This window comes from Enterobacter cloacae complex sp. EB5, assembly GCF_031432835.1.
GTDB classification, from domain to species: Bacteria; Pseudomonadota; Gammaproteobacteria; order Enterobacterales; family Enterobacteriaceae; genus Enterobacter; species Enterobacter hormaechei_C.
This window is the reverse complement of sequence record NZ_CP133860.1, coordinates 696,046-711,717: the sequence shown is the minus strand read 5'-3', so window position 1 is coordinate 711,717 and position 15,672 is coordinate 696,046. Positions and strand designations below refer to the sequence as shown.

Genomic DNA, 15,672 nt, shown 5'->3' with positions numbered 1-15,672 from the left:
GATTATTGGTCCTCCGCCGCAGCGGCTGCCGGGTTTTCAGCTGGCAGTTCGGTGTTGTTGTCACCCAGCATGATGTGGTCGAGGATTTGACGCATGATGGTACCCACCGCCGGGCCTGCGCCGCCGTTCTCCAGAATCATCGCCACCGCAACCTGCGGGTTATCATAAGGGGCAAACGCCGTCATGAGCTTGTGGTCACGCAGACGTTCGGCAATTTTATGTGCGTTATAGGTTTCATTCGCTTTCAGACCGAAGACCTGAGCCGTACCTGATTTCGCGGCTACCTTATACGGTGCGCCAGCGAAATATTTGTGCGCCGTCCCGTTAGGGCGGTTGGCTACACCGTACATGCCGTCTTTCGCGATTTCCCAGTACCCGGAATGAATGTCACCCACCGGCGGCTCGTGCGGCTGTATCCACGGCACTTTTTTGCCGTCTTCAACGGTGCTTTGCAGCAGGTGCGGCACTTTCACGACGCCATCGTTGATGAGGATCATCATCGCCTTGTTCATTTGCAGCGGGGTTGCCGTCCAGTAGCCCTGGCCGATCCCCACCGGAATGGTGTCACCCTGATACCAGGGTTTTTTAAAGCGCTTCAGCTTCCATTCGCGGGTTGGCATGTTGCCGGAACGTTCTTCCGCCAAATCTATGCCGGTGTAATGCCCGTAGCCGAATTTGCTCATCCATTCAGACAGACGGTCAATACCCATGTCGTAGGCGACCTGATAGAAGAAGGTATCCGCCGACTCCTCCAGTGATTTGGTCACGTTCAGATGGCCGTGGCCCCATTTTTTCCAGTCGCGGTAGCGTTTCTCAGAGCCAGGCAACTGCCACCAGCCGGGGTCAAACAGACTGGTATTACGGGTGATGACGCCCGCGCTCAGCGCAGACACGGCGACGTACGGTTTAACCGTTGAAGCGGGAGGATAAACCCCCTGCGTTGCGCGGTTTACCAGCGGCGTGTTTGGATCGTTGAGCAGGCCGGAGTAATCCTTGCTGGAGATACCATCCACGAACAGGTTCGGATCGTAGCTTGGCATGGAAACCATCGCCAGAATGCCGCCGGTACGCGGGTCGGTCACGATAACCGCCGCACGGCTACCCGCCAGCAGCGTCTCGATATACTGCTGTAGCTTCAGGTCGAGCGTCAGATAGACGTCATGTCCCGCCTGCGGGGGAACCTCTTTCAGCTGACGGATCACGCGGCCACGGTTGTTAACTTCAACCTCTTCATACCCGGTCTGACCGTGCAGCACGTCTTCGTAATAACGTTCGATCCCCAGCTTGCCAATATCATGGGTTGCGGCGTAGTTAGCCAGCTTGCCGTCTTTATCAAGGCGTTCGACGTCTTTATCGTTGATTTTGGAGACGTAACCAATGACGTGCGTCAGCGCGGAGCCGTAAGGATAGTAGCGGCGTTTATAGCCTTTCACTTCCACACCGGGGAAACGGTACTGGTTAACGGCAAAACGGGCGACCTGCACTTCCGTCAGGTTGGTTTTTACCGGAATGGAGGTGAAGCGGTGAGAACGTGCGCGCTCTTTTTTGAACGCAGCGATATCGTCATCAGTCAGGTCGACAACGCTTCTCAGCGCGTTCAGGGTATCCTGCACGTTATCCACTTTCTCGGGCATCATCTCTATCTGGTAGATGGTGCGATTAAGCGCCAGCGGCGTGCCGTTACGATCGTAGATAATGCCGCGGCTGGGCGCGATGGGCACCAGCTTGATACGGTTTTCGTTTGAGCGGGTCTGGTAATCGGTATAGCGGACAATTTGCAGATTATAGAGGTTGGCGATCAGCACGCCGGTAAGCAGCAAAATCCCGGTAAAGGCGACCAGCGCCCGGCGCACAAACAGCGCGGACTCAGCCGTATAGTCGCGAAAAGAATTCTGTAGTTTCATCCGCTGCTTAAATTACCCTGGTCAGTCATTACTCGCGGTGATAAGGGTGGTTGGTAGTGATGCTCCATGCGCGATACAAACTTTCTGCCACGAGAACCCGCACAAGCGGGTGGGGCAACGTCAGCGCCGAGAGTGACCAACTTTGTTCTGCTGCCGCTTTGCAGGCGGGAGATAACCCCTCTGGTCCGCCAATCAACAGACTGACGTCCCGACCATCCTGCTTCCAGCGCTCCAGTTCGTGCGCCAGCTGCGGCGTATCCCAGGGTTTGCCCGGGATATCGAGGGTCACGATGCGGTTTTTGCCTGCGGCAGCCAGCATCAGCTCTCCCTCTTTATCGAGAATACGTTTGATATCTGCGTTCTTGCCGCGCTTTCCTGCTGGGATCTCCACCAGTTCAAACGGCATATCTTTTGGGAAACGACGCAGATACTCAGTAAAACCGGTTTGTACCCAGTCCGGCATTTTGGTGCCGACGGCGACCAGTTGCAACTTCACGCATTAACCCCAGAGTTTTTCCAGCTCATACAGGCGACGGCTCTCTTCCTGCATGACGTGGACAATCACATCGCCGAGATCGACAACCACCCAGTCAGCGGTCGCTTCACCTTCAACGCCCAGCGGAAGCAGCCCTGCCGCGCGCGATTCCTGAACAACATGGTCAGCAATCGAAACAACGTGACGAGTTGAGGTCCCGGTGCAGATGATCATGCAGTCGGTGATGCTGGATTTACCCTTAACGTCGATAGCGATGATGTCCTGACCTTTCAGGTCATCAATTTTGTCGATAACAAAATCCTGGAGTGCTTTACCCTGCAAGTTTTCCCCCTGGTGAATGAGATTGTACAACTATGAATTCGTGGCCAGTCAGTATACCTGAACTGACGCCAGTCGCGGGACAAATGTCACCGCCCGGCTTTTGAAGGCGGGTATCATCCCACCCTCCGCCTGAGATTGCATCGCCATTTTTGTAAAACAATTTCTGTAAAGCAGCGATCGGCGGGAAAGTCTGGCAGCGGAGGATATCAGTATGGCTTAGCCTGTCAAGGCAGGATAATCATTAACGAACAATTTCGCCGGCGATGCTCAGGCATCTGTACTTTTCTGATACAGACCGTGCGAATGGATATAGGCCAGCACGGGCGAGGGGAGGAGATCGTCACAGTCTAAACCCTGCTGGAGACGCTCGCGGATGAGGGTCGCGGAAATATCAAACCACGGCGTTTCAGCGAGGTAAATTTTCCCGGCGGGGAGAATGTGCAGGTCTTCTATATTGTCCGTCAGATGCGCGTCAAGCCACTGCTGATGCTGTGCGTCGCGCATGGTCAGCGGGTAGCCCGGACGGCGGCAGACCAGCAGATGACTGTTTTCCAGAATGGTTTCGTACTGGTACCAGCTGGGAAAGTTGAGCAAGGAATCCTGGCCGATGATAAACGCCAGCGGTTTCATGGGCCCTTGCTCAGCGCGCCACTCCCGCAGCGTTTGCGATGTCCAGGAAGGGGTATCCCTGCGCAGTTCACGCTCATCCAGCGTGAAGAGAGGCTTATCGGCGATAGCCAGCGCGAGCATCGCTTTACGCTGCTCGCTGGTTGCTTCTGGCTGAGGACGGTGCGGCGGAACATTGTTGGGCATGATGATTACCCGCTGCAACCCAATCAAATTCGCGAGGATTTCTACCGGCTTAAGATGCCCATAGTGTACCGGGTCGAAGGTCCCGCCATACATTGCCTGTAAAGAATGCATATCACCCATCGATAAATACGTCTGCCAGCGCCTTATGGCAGAGCAGCAAAGAGAGGCTCTCCAGCTCCGCCCAGACAGACTGGCCGTAATCCTGTTTTAACGTCAGTTCGGCGCGCATCAGAAGCTGTACTGCCTGACGCAACTGCTCCTGGCTCAGGCGGTTTATCGCCTCCGTGGTCATCGCCCGACGGTTTTGCCAGACGCGATGTTTGTCGAATAAGGCGCGCAGGGGCGTATGTGCCGACTGGCGTTTAAGGTTGTTCAGCAGCAGTAATTCGCGCTGGAGCGTACGGAGCAGGATGACCGGCTCACTCCCTTCCAGGCGCAGCTGTTGCAGGATGTGCAGAGCACGCTTACTTTTCGCCAACAGCAGCGCATCAACCCAGTGGAAGGGGGTAAAGTGCGCGGCATCATTCACCGCCTGTTCCACGCGCGGCAGCGTCAGCTTACCATCGGGCCACAGCAGGGCGAGCCTGTCCAGCGCCTGCGCCAGTGCCAGAAGGTTGCCTTCGTAGCAGTAGCACAGGAGCTGACTGGCGGCCTCATCCAGCTGCAAATTGTGCTGCTTTGCTCGCGCGGCAACCCATTTTGGCAGATGTGCCTGCTCTGGCGTCTGGCAGGTGACCAGCACCGCACTGGGGGCTAGCCGGGTAAACCAGGCCGCGTTTTCCTGCGCTTTTGTGAGTTTGTTGCCGCGTACGATAAGCAGCAGATCGCCGTGTAACAAACTCACCAGCATAGCCAGTTGTTCATTGATGGCAGCGTTAGGTCCATTCTCCGGCAGCAGGATCTGGATTGTCTGACGAGAGGCAAACAGGCTCATGGCCTGACAAAGCGAGAAGATAGCGTTCCAGTCGGTACTGTTATCGATCTGGAACGTATGATGCTCATCGAAACCCTGCGCGGCTGCCGCATGGCGAACCGCATCAAGGCTTTCCTGAAGTAACAGGGGGTCATTGCCGAGTAGCAGATAGGCCGCGCGCAGCCCTTCGTTGAGCTGCGCGCGGAGTTGTTCAGGATACAACCTGATCATCAGTTACCCAGCGACGTTGGCATATCCGGCGTGCTGGCGTCCGGTGTTTCGATGACGTCAGCGCCTTTTTTCGTCGACGCGGCAATGGCAGGCAGTCTGCGGATCAGCTGTTCCGCGGCCTTATCATACATTTCCTTGATGATAATCTGCTGTTCGGCGTCTTTTGCCAGCGCCGTCTGCGGGTTATCGAAGAACGAGCGGTAGACTTCGGTACTGATAGGGTAAATATCTTTACCTGGCATCAAGACGGCCGCATCAACGGTAAGCACCATCTGATATTCCGCCGTCCGCCCATCCTGGAAGATCGAGGCCGTATCTTGTGACAGCGTTGATTTCAGGACGCGAAGCGAAGGAACATCCTGACGCAGGGTTCCCTTCTCGATCAGCTCAACATCGTTCAAACGCAGCTGGTTACGAATGGCCCGGCTCAGCGGTCCGTTCGGATCGGATGAGTCGAAGATCATCGTTTTCATCTGAGCAGGCACTGCCGTGGTGTTGCGCAGGTGCCAGCCGCAGCCAGCGGTGACCAGCACCGCCAGAGATAAGAGTATTGTTGCCAGTTGTCGCACGTTTCCTCCCGCGCTTAGCCAACGACCAGATTCAGCAGTTTACCCGGTACGTAGATCACTTTACGTACGGTAACGCCCTCAAGGTATTTCGCGACCAGATGCTCCTGGCCTGCGCGCTCGCGAACCTGTTCTTCGGTTGCGTCGACCGCGACGGTAATTTTACCGCGCACTTTACCGTTAACCTGCACCACCACCAGCGTGGTATTTTCCACCATAGCGGATTCATCCGCCACTGGCCACGGCGCGTTGTCGATATCGCCTTCGCCTTTCAGTTCCTGCCACAGGGTGAAGCTAACGTGCGGCGTGAACGGGTTCAGCATGCGAACGACCGCCAGCAGCGCTTCACGCATTAACGCGCGATCCTGCTCGCCATCCTGCGGAGCTTTCGCCAGCTTGTTCATCAGTTCCATAATAGCCGCAATTGCGGTATTGAAGGTCTGACGACGACCAATATCATCGGTGACTTTCGCAATGGTTTTATGAACATCACGACGCAGCGCCTGCTGATCTTCGCTCAGTGCAGCCACGTTCAGCGCTGGCGCATCACCCTGAGAGGTGTGCTCGTACACCAGTTTCCAGACGCGTTTCAGGAAGCGGTTTGCCCCTTCAACGCCGGATTCCTGCCATTCCAGCGTCATATCCGCCGGGGAGGCGAACATCATGAACAGACGCACGGTGTCAGCGCCGTAACGCTCAACCATTACCTGCGGGTCGATACCGTTATTTTTCGACTTGGACATCTTGCTCATGCCGGTATACACCAGTTCATGACCTTCGGCGTCTTTCGCCTTCACGATACGGCCTTTCTCGTCGCGCTCCACAATCGCATCAACCGGAGAAACCCAGTTACGTTCGCCGTTCGCGCCAACATAGTAGAACGCATCTGCCAGCACCATACCCTGACACAGCAGCTGTTTTGCCGGCTCGTCGGAGTTGACCAGGCCTGCGTCACGCATCAGTTTGTGGAAGAAGCGGAAGTAGAGCAGGTGCATGATGGCGTGTTCAATGCCACCGATGTAGATGTCTACCGGCAGCCAGTAGTTTGCTGCATCGGAATCCAGCATGCCTTCTTTGTACTGCGGGCAGGTGTAGCGCGCATAGTACCAGGAGGATTCCATAAAGGTGTCAAAGGTGTCGGTTTCACGCAGCGCTGGCTTACCGTTGACGGTGGTTTTCGCCCACTCAGGATCGGCTTTGATCGGGCTGGTGATGCCGTCCATGACCACGTCTTCCGGCAGAATAACCGGCAGCTGATCTTCCGGCGTTGGCATCACGGTGCCATCTTCCAGAGTCACCATTGGGATTGGCGCACCCCAGTAACGCTGACGGGAAACGCCCCAGTCGCGCAGACGGTAGTTCACTTTACGCTCGCCCACGCCCAGGGAGGCCAGCTTGTCGGCGATGGCGTTGAAGCCCTCTTCGAAGCTCAGGCCGCTGAACTCACCGGAGTTAAACAGGGTGCCTTTTTCAGTCAGCGCTTGCTCAGAGAAGATCCGGTTCAGAGCCGTCAGCAGCAAGAATAACAGGCTTGATGGTCAGGCCGTATTTGGTGGCAAATTCGTAGTCGCGCTGGTCGTGACCCGGCACGGCCATCACGGCGCCTGTGCCGTATTCCATCAGTACGAAGTTGGCGGCCCAGACAGGGATCGCTTCGCCCGTCAGCGGGTGAATGGCTTTAAAGCCGGTATCAACGCCTTTTTTCTCCATCGTCGCCATGTCGGCTTCGGCCACTTTAGTATTGCGGCATTCGTCGATGAAGGTCGCCAGTTCCGGATTGTTTTCTGCCGCTTTCTGCGCCAGCGGGTGACCTGCGGCCACGGCCAGGTAGGTCGCGCCCATGAAGGTGTCCGGACGGGTAGTGTAGACGGTCAAGGTCTGGTCGTAGTTCTCAACGTTGAAGGTAATTTCCACACCTTCGGAACGGCCGATCCAGTTGCGCTGCATGGTCTTAACGGTATCTGGCCAGTGGTCCAGATTATCCAGATCGTTCAGCAGTTCGTCAGCGTAGGCGGTGATTTTGATAAACCACTGCGGGATCTCTTTACGCTCTACTTTGGTGTCGCAGCGCCAGCAGCAGCCGTCGATAACCTGTTCGTTCGCGAGAACGGTCTGGTCATTCGGGCACCAGTTAACGGCAGAGGTCTTCTTATACACCAGGCCTTTTTTATACAGCTCGGTGAAGAATTTCTGCTCCCAGCGGTAGTATTCCGGGGTACAGGTTGCCAGCTCGCGGCTCCAGTCATAGCCGAAGCCCAGCATTTTCAGCTGGTTTTTCATGTACGCGATGTTGTCGTACGTCCACGGCGCCGGTGCCGTGTTGTTTTTCACCGCCGCGCCTTCAGCAGGCAGGCCGAACGCATCCCAGCCGATAGGCTGAAGCACGTTTTTGCCCAGCATACGCTGGTAGCGCGCAATCACGTCACCGATGGTGTAGTTACGCACGTGGCCCATGTGTAGTCGACCAGAAGGATAGGGAAGCATCGACAGGCAGTAATACTTCTCTTTGCTCTCGTCTTCGGTTACTTCAAAGGTGCGCTTCTCGTCCCAGTGTTGCTGGACTTTTGATTCTATCTCTTCCGGGCGGTATTGCTCTTGCATGGCAGCCAGTGGTCCTGTGTTCAATACAGCTACAAATGTAGCCAATGGATGTGGTAATTCAGATCCGCATAGCATAGCCCAAACGCCCGCGTCAAAACAGCCTTTCACGCAAATGCACTTTGCAGGAATTTACCGGGTCTGTGCTTCACCTGACAAAGCGGCGGCGAAATAAGGTCTATTATTAGAGACAGTTACTTACCCGGGAGGCAAAATGATGAACAAGGTTGCTCAATTTTACCGTGAACTGGTAGCGACTCTGACGGAACGGCTGCGTAACGGCGAGCGTGATATCGACGCGCTGGTCGAACAGGCACGCGCACGCGTGACGCAAACGGGTGAGTTAACGCGAACCGAAGTGGAAGAGGTAACGCGCGCCGTGCGCCGTGACCTGGAGGAGTTCGCGCGAAGCTATGAAGAGAGCCAGGACGAGATCGCCGACAGCGTTTTTATGCGGGTCATTAAAGAGAGCCTGTGGCAGGAGCTGGCAGATATTACCGATAAAACTCAGCTGGAATGGCGTGAGGTGTTTCAGGATTTAAACCACCACGGTGTCTATCACAGCGGCGAAGTAGTGGGGTTGGGGAACCTGGTGTGTGAGAAGTGCCACCACCATATAGCCGTTTATACGCCAGAGGTGTTGTCGCTGTGTCCGAAGTGCGGGCACGACCAGTTCCAGCGTCGGCCATTTGAGCCATAAGTAAAAGCGCAGGTTTATTCCCTCTCCCACAGGGAGAGGGTCGGGGTGAGGGCATCAGGCCGCAGAATAATAAGCCAGCCGCTCCGCCAGCAAATCCACAAACGCTTCCCGATCGATATCCACCATCACCGTGGTATTCGGCTTGTTTCCCGTCAGCGAGTAATAGTCCACCACCGTCATTCCCTGGGTATATTTCCCCTGTGTTTCCACACCAACCCAACGCTCGACCGTGGTAAACATCTCCGGCTTCAGCAGCCAGGCGATGGTGCATGGGTCATGCAGCGGGGCGCCGTGGAAGCCCCACTTCTCGGCTTTGTGATACTCCATAAAGAAGTCGAGCAGCTCTGCCACGGTCGTTGCAACCGGGTTGCCCACAGAACGGAATCGTTCGATGTCCTGCGCCATAATTTGTGCGCGGTGGGTAACGTCCAGCCCCGCCATCACAATCGGCAGGCCAGACTGGAAGACGATTTCCGCGGCTTCCGGGTCAACGAAGATGTTGAATTCCGCGGCTGGCGTCCAGTTTCCCAGCCCCATTGCCCCGCCCATGATGACGATACGGGCGATGTTGCTGTGCAGTTCAGGATGGCTGTTCAGCAGCAGCGCAACGTTGGTCTGCGGGCCGGTCGCCACCAGCGTCACGGGCTCGGCGCTTTCACGTAGCACCTTTGCCATGAGCTCGACGGCAGTGCAGTTTTGCGGTGCGAAATCCGGCTCCGGCAGCGCCGGACCATCCAGCCCACTTTCACCGTGAACGTTATCCGCAATGATCAGCTCGCGCATCAGCGGCTTAACGGCGCCACCAGCGACCGGAATATCGGTGCGTTTTAGCAGCGTCAACATGCGCAACACGTTTCGCAAGGTTTTATCCGGCGTCTGGTTTCCGGCGGAGGAGGTGACAGCTTTTACGTCCAGTTCAGGGGAGGCAAGAGCAAGGACGAGTGCGATCGCGTCATCATGACCCGGATCGCAGTCGAGAATAATTGGCTGTGCCATAGCGTTCTCCATTCTCAGCATTATTTGTGACAAGGTTAACGCTGCGATGTGACGCCGAATAGAAAAAGAGATCTAAAGCGTGAAGCAGTGCGCAATCCGCAGATTGCGCACTAAAAGGATTAATGCAGGATTTTGGCGAGGAAGTCTTTTGCACGTTCAGATTTAGGATTGGCGAAGAACTCTTCTTTCGGTGAGTCTTCAACAATTTTCCCTTCATCCATGAAAATCACGCGGTTGGCCACTTTACGGGCGAAGCCCATTTCGTGCGTTACCACCATCATGGTCATCCCTTCGTGCGCCAGCTCCACCATGACGTCCAGCACTTCGTTGATCATCTCAGGATCGAGCGCCGACGTCGGCTCATCAAACAGCATCGCCACCGGATCCATGCACAGCGCACGCGCGATTGCCACACGCTGCTGTTGGCCGCCCGAAAGCTGGGCCGGGAACTTATCCGCATGCGCAGACAGCCCGACGCGTTCCAGCAGCTTCAGCCCCTTTTCGCGCGCCGCTTTTTTGTCGCGTTTCAGCACTTTGACCTGCGCCAGCGTCAGGTTCTCAATGATGGACAGGTGAGGGAATAGCTCAAAATGCTGGAACACCATCCCTACGTGGGAGCGAAGCTGGGCAAGGTTGGTTTTCCTGTCATTTACTTTGGTGCCGTTAACGACAATCTCGCCCTGCTGGACAGGTTCCAGCCCATTAACGGTTTTGATAAGCGTCGACTTACCGGAACCGGACGGGCCGCATACCACCACCACATCGCCTTTTTTCACTTCTGTTGAGCAGTCGGTCAGCACCTGAAAGTGCCCATACCATTTAGAAACATTTTTCAGGGAAATCATTATACCGTCCTTTTCTTCAGCCAGCTGACCAACAGCGATGCGCTTAAACTAATCACAAAATAGACCCCGCCCGCGAAGAGGATCATCTCAACCTGCGTTCCGTCACGTTCGCCAATGGTGGAGGCGGTACGGAAGAAGTCTGCCAGACTTAGCACGTAGACCAGGGAGGTATCCTGGAACAGGACGATGCCCTGAGTCAGCAGCAGCGGAACCATGGCGCGAAACGCCTGCGGCAGAATAATGAGCTTCATGGACTGCCAGTGCGTCATACCGAGCGCCAGCGCAGCGCTGGACTGCCCGCGAGAGATACTCTGAATACCTGCGCGGATGATCTCTGAGTAGTAGGCGGCTTCAAACATGGAAAACGCCACCATGGCAGAGATCAGGCGGATATCGGTCTTTGGCGACAGTCCCAGTACGTTCTGTAAAAAGCCGGGAACAATCAGGTAAAACCACAGCAGCACCATGACCAGTGGAATGGAGCGGAATACGTTAACGTAAGCCGTGGCAAACCAGGCGAGCGGCTTAAAGCTCGACAGGCGCATCACTGCCAGCAGGGTGCCCCAGACAATACCGACGATAATGGCGATAACGGTGATCTTTAAGGTGATCGCCAGTCCATCCAGCAGATAGGGCATGGAGGGAACAATGGAACTCCAGTCAAAATCGTACATTTATTTGCCCCCCAGATTGCCCGGCAGGCGTACTTTGCGTTCAACCAGGTTCATCACCAGCATGATGAAAGCGTTAATCAGAACATAGGCGAGCGTGATCGCCGTGAAGGATTCCCAGGCATGAGCGGAGTAATCCAGCAGTTTGCCCGCCTGCGCCGCCATATCCACCAGGCCGATGGTTGAGGCGATGGCTGAGTTTTTCACCAGGTTCATCATCTCGGACGTCATCGGCGGAACGATGACGCGGTAAGCGTTAGGCAGCAGTACATAACGGTAGGCCTGAGGCAGAGTCAGGCCCATTGCCAGTGCCGCATTCTTTTGCCCACGCGGCAGTGACTGTATGGCGGCACGTACCTGCTCGCAGACGCGCGCAGCGGTGAACAGCCCCAGACACAGCATAGAGGAGACAAAAAATTGTACGTTAGGATCCAGTTCGGCCTTGAACCACATGCCGAGATCTTCCGGCAGCAGTTCCGGGATCACCAGATACCAGGTAAAGAACTGCACGATCAGCGGAACGTTACGGAACAGTTCCACATAGAGCGTGCCAATCGAAGAGAGAAAACGGTTAGGGACGGTACGCAGAATACCGAACAGCGAACCGACAAGAAACGCGATAATCCACGCCGTTATCGATAACGCAACGGTAACCTGAAAGCCGCTCCACAGCCAGCCGAGATAGGTGGTGTTGCCGAACGGGGCTTGTTGCAGAAAGATGCCCCAGTTCCAGTCAATTGACATAGTAAACTCCAGAAAAAAAAGGGTAGCAGCGCTACCCTCGAAGATTGGTGAGAAGCTCAATTTTTGCGCTGAGTGGGGAACGACCACTCAACGTATAGTCTGTCCATGCTTCCCGACAATCGAGAGGGCAGGAGATCCCGCCCCTGTCGTTCTAATTAGTTAAGAGCTTTGTCGTTTGGTGATTTGAACAGCGCTTTCATGTCGTCAGAAAGTTCAAAGTTCATGTTCAGGTTTTTTGGTGGAATTGGGTTTTTGAACCATTTGTCGAACCATTTTGCCGCTTCGCCAGAGGTTTGCGCCTGAGCGATGGTGTCATCGATCAGTTTCTTGAAGTCCTCGTCACCTTTACGCAGCATACAGCCGTAGGCTTCTTTCGACTGGGCGGTACCGACGATTTCCCAGTTGTCTGGTTTCTTCGCTTTCGCGCGCTCGCCTGCCAGCAGGGCGTCATCCATCATAAACGCAACAGCACGGCCGCTTTCCAGGGTACGGAAGGAGTCGCCATGGTCTTTCGCGCTGATGATGCGCATGTCCATTTTCTTCTCGTCGTTCAGCTTGTGCAGCAGCACTTCGGACGTGGTACCGGAGGTCACGACAACCGCTTTGCCTTTCAGGTCAGCAAAATCTTTGATATCGCCGCCTTTCTTCGTCAGCAGGCGGGTGCCCACAACGAAGATGGTGTTCGAGAAAGCGGCCTGTTTCTGACGCTCAAGGTTGTTGGTGGTTGAGCCACATTCAAAATCAAATGTGCCGTTTTGCAGCAGAGGAATACGGTTTTGTGAAGTGATGGGGATCAGCTTCACTTGCAGGTCAGGTTTGTTCAGCTTTTTCTTCACGGCTTCAACGATGGCGTTGGAGTAATCCTGTGAATAGCCCACGACTTTTTGCGTGTTGTCGTAGTAAGAGAACGGGACAGAAGATTCACGGTGGCCGACCACGATCACGCCGTTTTTGGCAATCTTGTCGAGAGTGCTTCCTGCTGCCGGAGCGTCTTCAGCGTGGACAACCCCCGCAGACATTCCCATAACTAGCATTGCTGTGGCCAGTTTACGTAATTGCATACCCAACTCCTTTCTTATCAGCGCCAGTGACGCATAGATACCCATTGTGATGTTGTTATATCTCGCGCAATGCGAGTGCAGTGTTATGCAAGCTTGTTAACATTTAGTCTGGCTTAATGTAAAGATTTTGCTGCGTTATTGTTTATTTTTGCGAAGCGCGCCGCACCATTCAGAGGCAATAATCCCTCGTTGCACCGTTTCGGTGCTACCGATGATCTACGCTGGTGCGACAAAGTTGCACGTTAAGCCAGACAGCGTTGATATGAATAAACAAAGCAACAGGCGTGCCAGAATTGAAGTTTGGGAGGAAATTGTCGGGTGGCGGCGCCGGAGAGTAGGCCGGGTAAGGCGTAGCCGCCACCCGGCAACAGAAGGTAAGGTTATTTGCGACGCTGACGCAGGCTCATCAGTACGGCGCCAAAGCCGAACAGCAAGGTCAAAATCCACAGCGGCCAGTTCCCGGTGCGCGCGTAAGGCGTAAGCCCGGTAGTTGGCGTGACGTTAGTAGTCAGCACCTCACGGGTAAACTGCGGGATCATGGCCTGGATTTCACCCTGCGGACCAATCACGGCGGTAATGCCGTTATTGGTGCTGCGCAGCAACGGACGCGCCAGCTCCAGAGAACGCATTCGCGCCATCTGGAAGTGCTGCCACGGGCCAATCGATTTACCGAACCACGCATCGTTTGAGATGGTCAGCAGATAGTCGGTGTCCGGGCGGAAATTATCGCGCACCTGCTCGCCGAGGATAATCTCGTAGCAAATAGCGGCCGTCAGGGCAAAACCGTGCGCATGCAGCTGCGGCTGAACGTAAGGGCCCCGGCTGAATGAGGACATCGGCAAATCAAAGAACGGTGCCAGTGGGCGCAGAATAGACTCCAGCGGAACAAATTCGCCAAACGGTACAAGGTGGTTTTTGTTGTAGCGATTGGTGGAGGTATAGCTGTATTCGCTGTCCTTACCGAGCGTAATAATCGTGTTGTACGTGTCATAGCGGTTCTGCTGATTGAGACGCGCATCCACAATTCCGGTGATCAGCGTACTGCCGCGCGCGCGCAGCAGATCGTCCATCATCTTCAGGAAGGGCTGCTGATTGATCTCCAGGTCCGGGATCGCAGACTCAGGCCAGATGATGAGCTGCGATTTGCCCATCACCTTTTCAGTGGCGTTGGCGTAGATTTTCAGCGTGTTCAGCAGCTGATTCTCATCCCATTTCAGGGACTGCGGGATATCGCCCTGGACCAGAGAAACCTGCGTGGCGCGCGCGGGCTCCAGCGTAAACCACTGGATATAACGCAGCGGGAAGGGCAGGGCAAACAGGATTAACGCGGCAACCAGCGGCTTCCAGTTACGTGTCACCAGAGCCAGCACCAGAAGGCCGCTGACCGCCATGAGCAGGAAGTTGATCGCCTCCACGCCCATGACCGGGGCCAGGCCTTTCAGCGGGCCGTCTACCTGGCTATAGCCGAACTGCAACCACGGGAAACCGGTCAGTACCCAGCCGCGCAGAAATTCGGTGATTTGCCAGACAACGGGTGCCGCTATCGCCACGCGCAGCCAGGTCGTTTTTGGCCACAGGCGAGAGAGGATGCCCGCGAACAGGCCGGTGTAGAGCGAGAGATAGGCGGCGAGCAGCACAACCAGGAAGACGTTAACCGGCCCCGGCATTCCGCCAAATTGCGCGATACTGACGTAGACCCAGTTGATACCAGAGCCGAACAGCCCCAGCCCCCAGAAGTAGCCAATGGCCGCGGCCTGTACCGGACGACGGTTCAGGGTAAGCCCCTGTAGCCCCATCAGGGAGAGAATAGCGGCGGGCCAGATATCGTAAGGAGAAAAAGCCAGCGTACCGCTGGCTCCGAGTAACAGCGCCAGCAGCAAACGGACGCGCTGGCGTTCAAAGAGTGGGGCAAATGCCATTTACATTAATCTTCCAGTTTTGGCACCGGTGAGTCGTCCGGCATTCTGACGTGAACCTGAATAATACGTCGGCTGTCAGCCATTGCGACCTTGAACTGGTAACCATCGATGTCAACGGTTTCACCGCGGGCCGGAAGATGGCCGAAGGCCTGCATCACCAGACCACCAATGGTGTCCACTTCTTCATCGCTGAAGCTGGTGCCAAAGGTGTCGTTGAAGTCTTCAATGGAGGCCAGCGCGCGAACGGTCCAGGTGTGGCGGCTCAGCTGACGGAAGTCGATATCCTCTTCTTCGTCATACTCATCTTCGATTTCGCCCACGATCAGCTCAAGGATGTCCTCGATTGTGACCAGACCGGAAACGCCACCAAATTCATCAATAACAATCGCCATGTGATAGCGCTGGGAGCGAAACTCCTTCAGCATCCGATCCACACGTTTACTTTCCGGCACAACCACGGCCGGGCGTAACACCTTTTCCATACTGAAGGCTTCGGCATCGCTGCGCATAAACGGCAGCAGATCTTTCGCCATCAAAATCCCTTCAATGTGATCTTTGTCTTCGCTGATGACCGGGAAACGTGAGTGAGCCGATTCGATAATCACATCGAGGCACTCGTCCAGCGTCTGGTTGCGTTTCAGGGTAATCATCTGCGAGCGGGGGATCATGATGTCGCGGACGCGCTGGTCGGCGATGTCCATCACCCCTTCGAGCATTTCGCGCGTATCTTCGTCGATAAGGTCGTTCTGCCCGGAATCACGAATCAGCTCCAGCAGTTCATCACGGTTTTTTGGTTCGCCGTGGAAAAGCTGGTTCAGAATGAGGGAGAAAAATCCCTTTTTAGTGGTTGTCGTGTCGCTACTGTGTGAATTGTCGTCGCTCATGGCGTTTGTT

The 15,672-nt window shown here is 55.4% G+C and carries 14 protein-coding genes and 1 pseudogene; 1 reads left to right on the top strand and 14 read right to left on the bottom strand.

Features of this window, described 5'->3' with window-relative positions; all coding sequences use genetic code 11:
- Positions 1–2: 2 nt before the first annotated feature.
- From mrdA to leuS, 7 genes and pseudogenes are all read right to left on the bottom strand, one after another.
- A complete protein-coding gene (gene mrdA, locus RHN82_RS03495; RefSeq protein WP_015571138.1) occupies positions 3–1,904 on the bottom strand; it encodes a peptidoglycan DD-transpeptidase MrdA in 1,902 nt (633 codons plus the stop codon).
- A gap of 28 nt (positions 1,905–1,932) precedes the next feature.
- Positions 1,933–2,400: a 23S rRNA (pseudouridine(1915)-N(3))-methyltransferase RlmH gene (rlmH, locus tag RHN82_RS03490; RefSeq protein WP_003858701.1), complete on the bottom strand. Its 468-nt coding sequence runs from the start codon at positions 2,398–2,400 to the stop codon at positions 1,933–1,935.
- Positions 2,401–2,403: 3 nt separating this feature from the next.
- Positions 2,404–2,721: a ribosome silencing factor gene (gene rsfS / locus RHN82_RS03485; protein WP_003858696.1), complete on the bottom strand. Its 318-nt coding sequence runs from the start codon at positions 2,719–2,721 to the stop codon at positions 2,404–2,406.
- A 267-nt stretch (positions 2,722–2,988) separates the two neighbouring features.
- Positions 2,989–3,654, bottom strand: coding sequence for a nicotinate-nucleotide adenylyltransferase (nadD, locus tag RHN82_RS03480; RefSeq protein WP_047052988.1), 666 nt, complete (start codon positions 3,652–3,654; stop codon positions 2,989–2,991).
- Positions 3,647–4,678: a DNA polymerase III subunit delta gene (gene holA / locus RHN82_RS03475; RefSeq protein WP_048981687.1), complete on the bottom strand. Its 1,032-nt coding sequence runs from the start codon at positions 4,676–4,678 to the stop codon at positions 3,647–3,649. The genes nadD and holA overlap by 8 nt, the downstream gene beginning before the upstream one ends.
- The gene (lptE, locus tag RHN82_RS03470; RefSeq protein WP_047052991.1) at positions 4,678–5,247 is read right to left on the bottom strand and encodes an LPS assembly lipoprotein LptE; all 570 of its coding nucleotides are present in this window, start codon (positions 5,245–5,247) and stop codon (positions 4,678–4,680) included. Before lptE ends, holA begins: the two co-directional genes overlap by 1 nt.
- A 14-nt stretch (positions 5,248–5,261) precedes the next feature.
- A pseudogene (leuS, locus tag RHN82_RS03465) lies at positions 5,262–7,845 on the bottom strand (leucine--tRNA ligase).
- A 214-nt stretch (positions 7,846–8,059) separates the two neighbouring features.
- On the opposite strand from leuS, the gene RHN82_RS03460 reads away from it, so the two are divergent.
- Positions 8,060–8,542, top strand: coding sequence for a zinc ribbon-containing protein (locus RHN82_RS03460; protein ID WP_003858689.1), 483 nt, complete (start codon positions 8,060–8,062; stop codon positions 8,540–8,542).
- Between the two features lie 54 nt (positions 8,543–8,596).
- Here RHN82_RS03460 and rihA read toward each other — a convergent pair whose 3' ends face one another.
- From rihA to corC, 7 genes are all read right to left on the bottom strand, one after another.
- Positions 8,597–9,538 carry a pyrimidine-specific ribonucleoside hydrolase RihA gene (gene rihA / locus RHN82_RS03455; protein ID WP_032657583.1) on the bottom strand — a complete coding sequence of 314 codons (942 nt, stop codon included), beginning with the start codon at positions 9,536–9,538 and terminating at the stop codon, positions 8,597–8,599.
- A gap of 119 nt (positions 9,539–9,657) precedes the next feature.
- A complete protein-coding gene (locus RHN82_RS03450; RefSeq protein WP_006809622.1) occupies positions 9,658–10,383 on the bottom strand; it encodes an amino acid ABC transporter ATP-binding protein in 726 nt (241 codons plus the stop codon).
- Positions 10,383–11,057, bottom strand: a complete 675-nt coding sequence (gene gltK, locus RHN82_RS03445) for a glutamate/aspartate ABC transporter permease GltK (protein ID WP_003858686.1) — start codon at positions 11,055–11,057, stop codon at positions 10,383–10,385. The genes RHN82_RS03450 and gltK overlap by 1 nt, the downstream gene beginning before the upstream one ends.
- Positions 11,058–11,798 (bottom strand): glutamate/aspartate ABC transporter permease GltJ, encoded by a 741-nt coding sequence (gene gltJ / locus RHN82_RS03440; RefSeq protein WP_015571133.1) that lies wholly within the window; start codon positions 11,796–11,798, stop codon positions 11,058–11,060.
- Positions 11,799–11,953: 155 nt separating this feature from the next.
- Positions 11,954–12,859: an amino acid ABC transporter substrate-binding protein gene (locus tag RHN82_RS03435; RefSeq protein WP_047052994.1), complete on the bottom strand. Its 906-nt coding sequence runs from the start codon at positions 12,857–12,859 to the stop codon at positions 11,954–11,956.
- 380 nt (positions 12,860–13,239) lie between these two features.
- On the bottom strand, positions 13,240–14,778 hold the full coding sequence (gene lnt / locus RHN82_RS03430) for an apolipoprotein N-acyltransferase (protein ID WP_017382463.1): 1,539 nt from the start codon (positions 14,776–14,778) through the stop codon (positions 13,240–13,242).
- A gap of 5 nt (positions 14,779–14,783) precedes the next feature.
- A complete protein-coding gene (corC, locus tag RHN82_RS03425) occupies positions 14,784–15,662 on the bottom strand; it encodes a CNNM family magnesium/cobalt transport protein CorC (RefSeq protein ID WP_003858679.1) in 879 nt (292 codons plus the stop codon).
- Between the last annotated feature and the right edge of the window lie 10 nt (positions 15,663–15,672).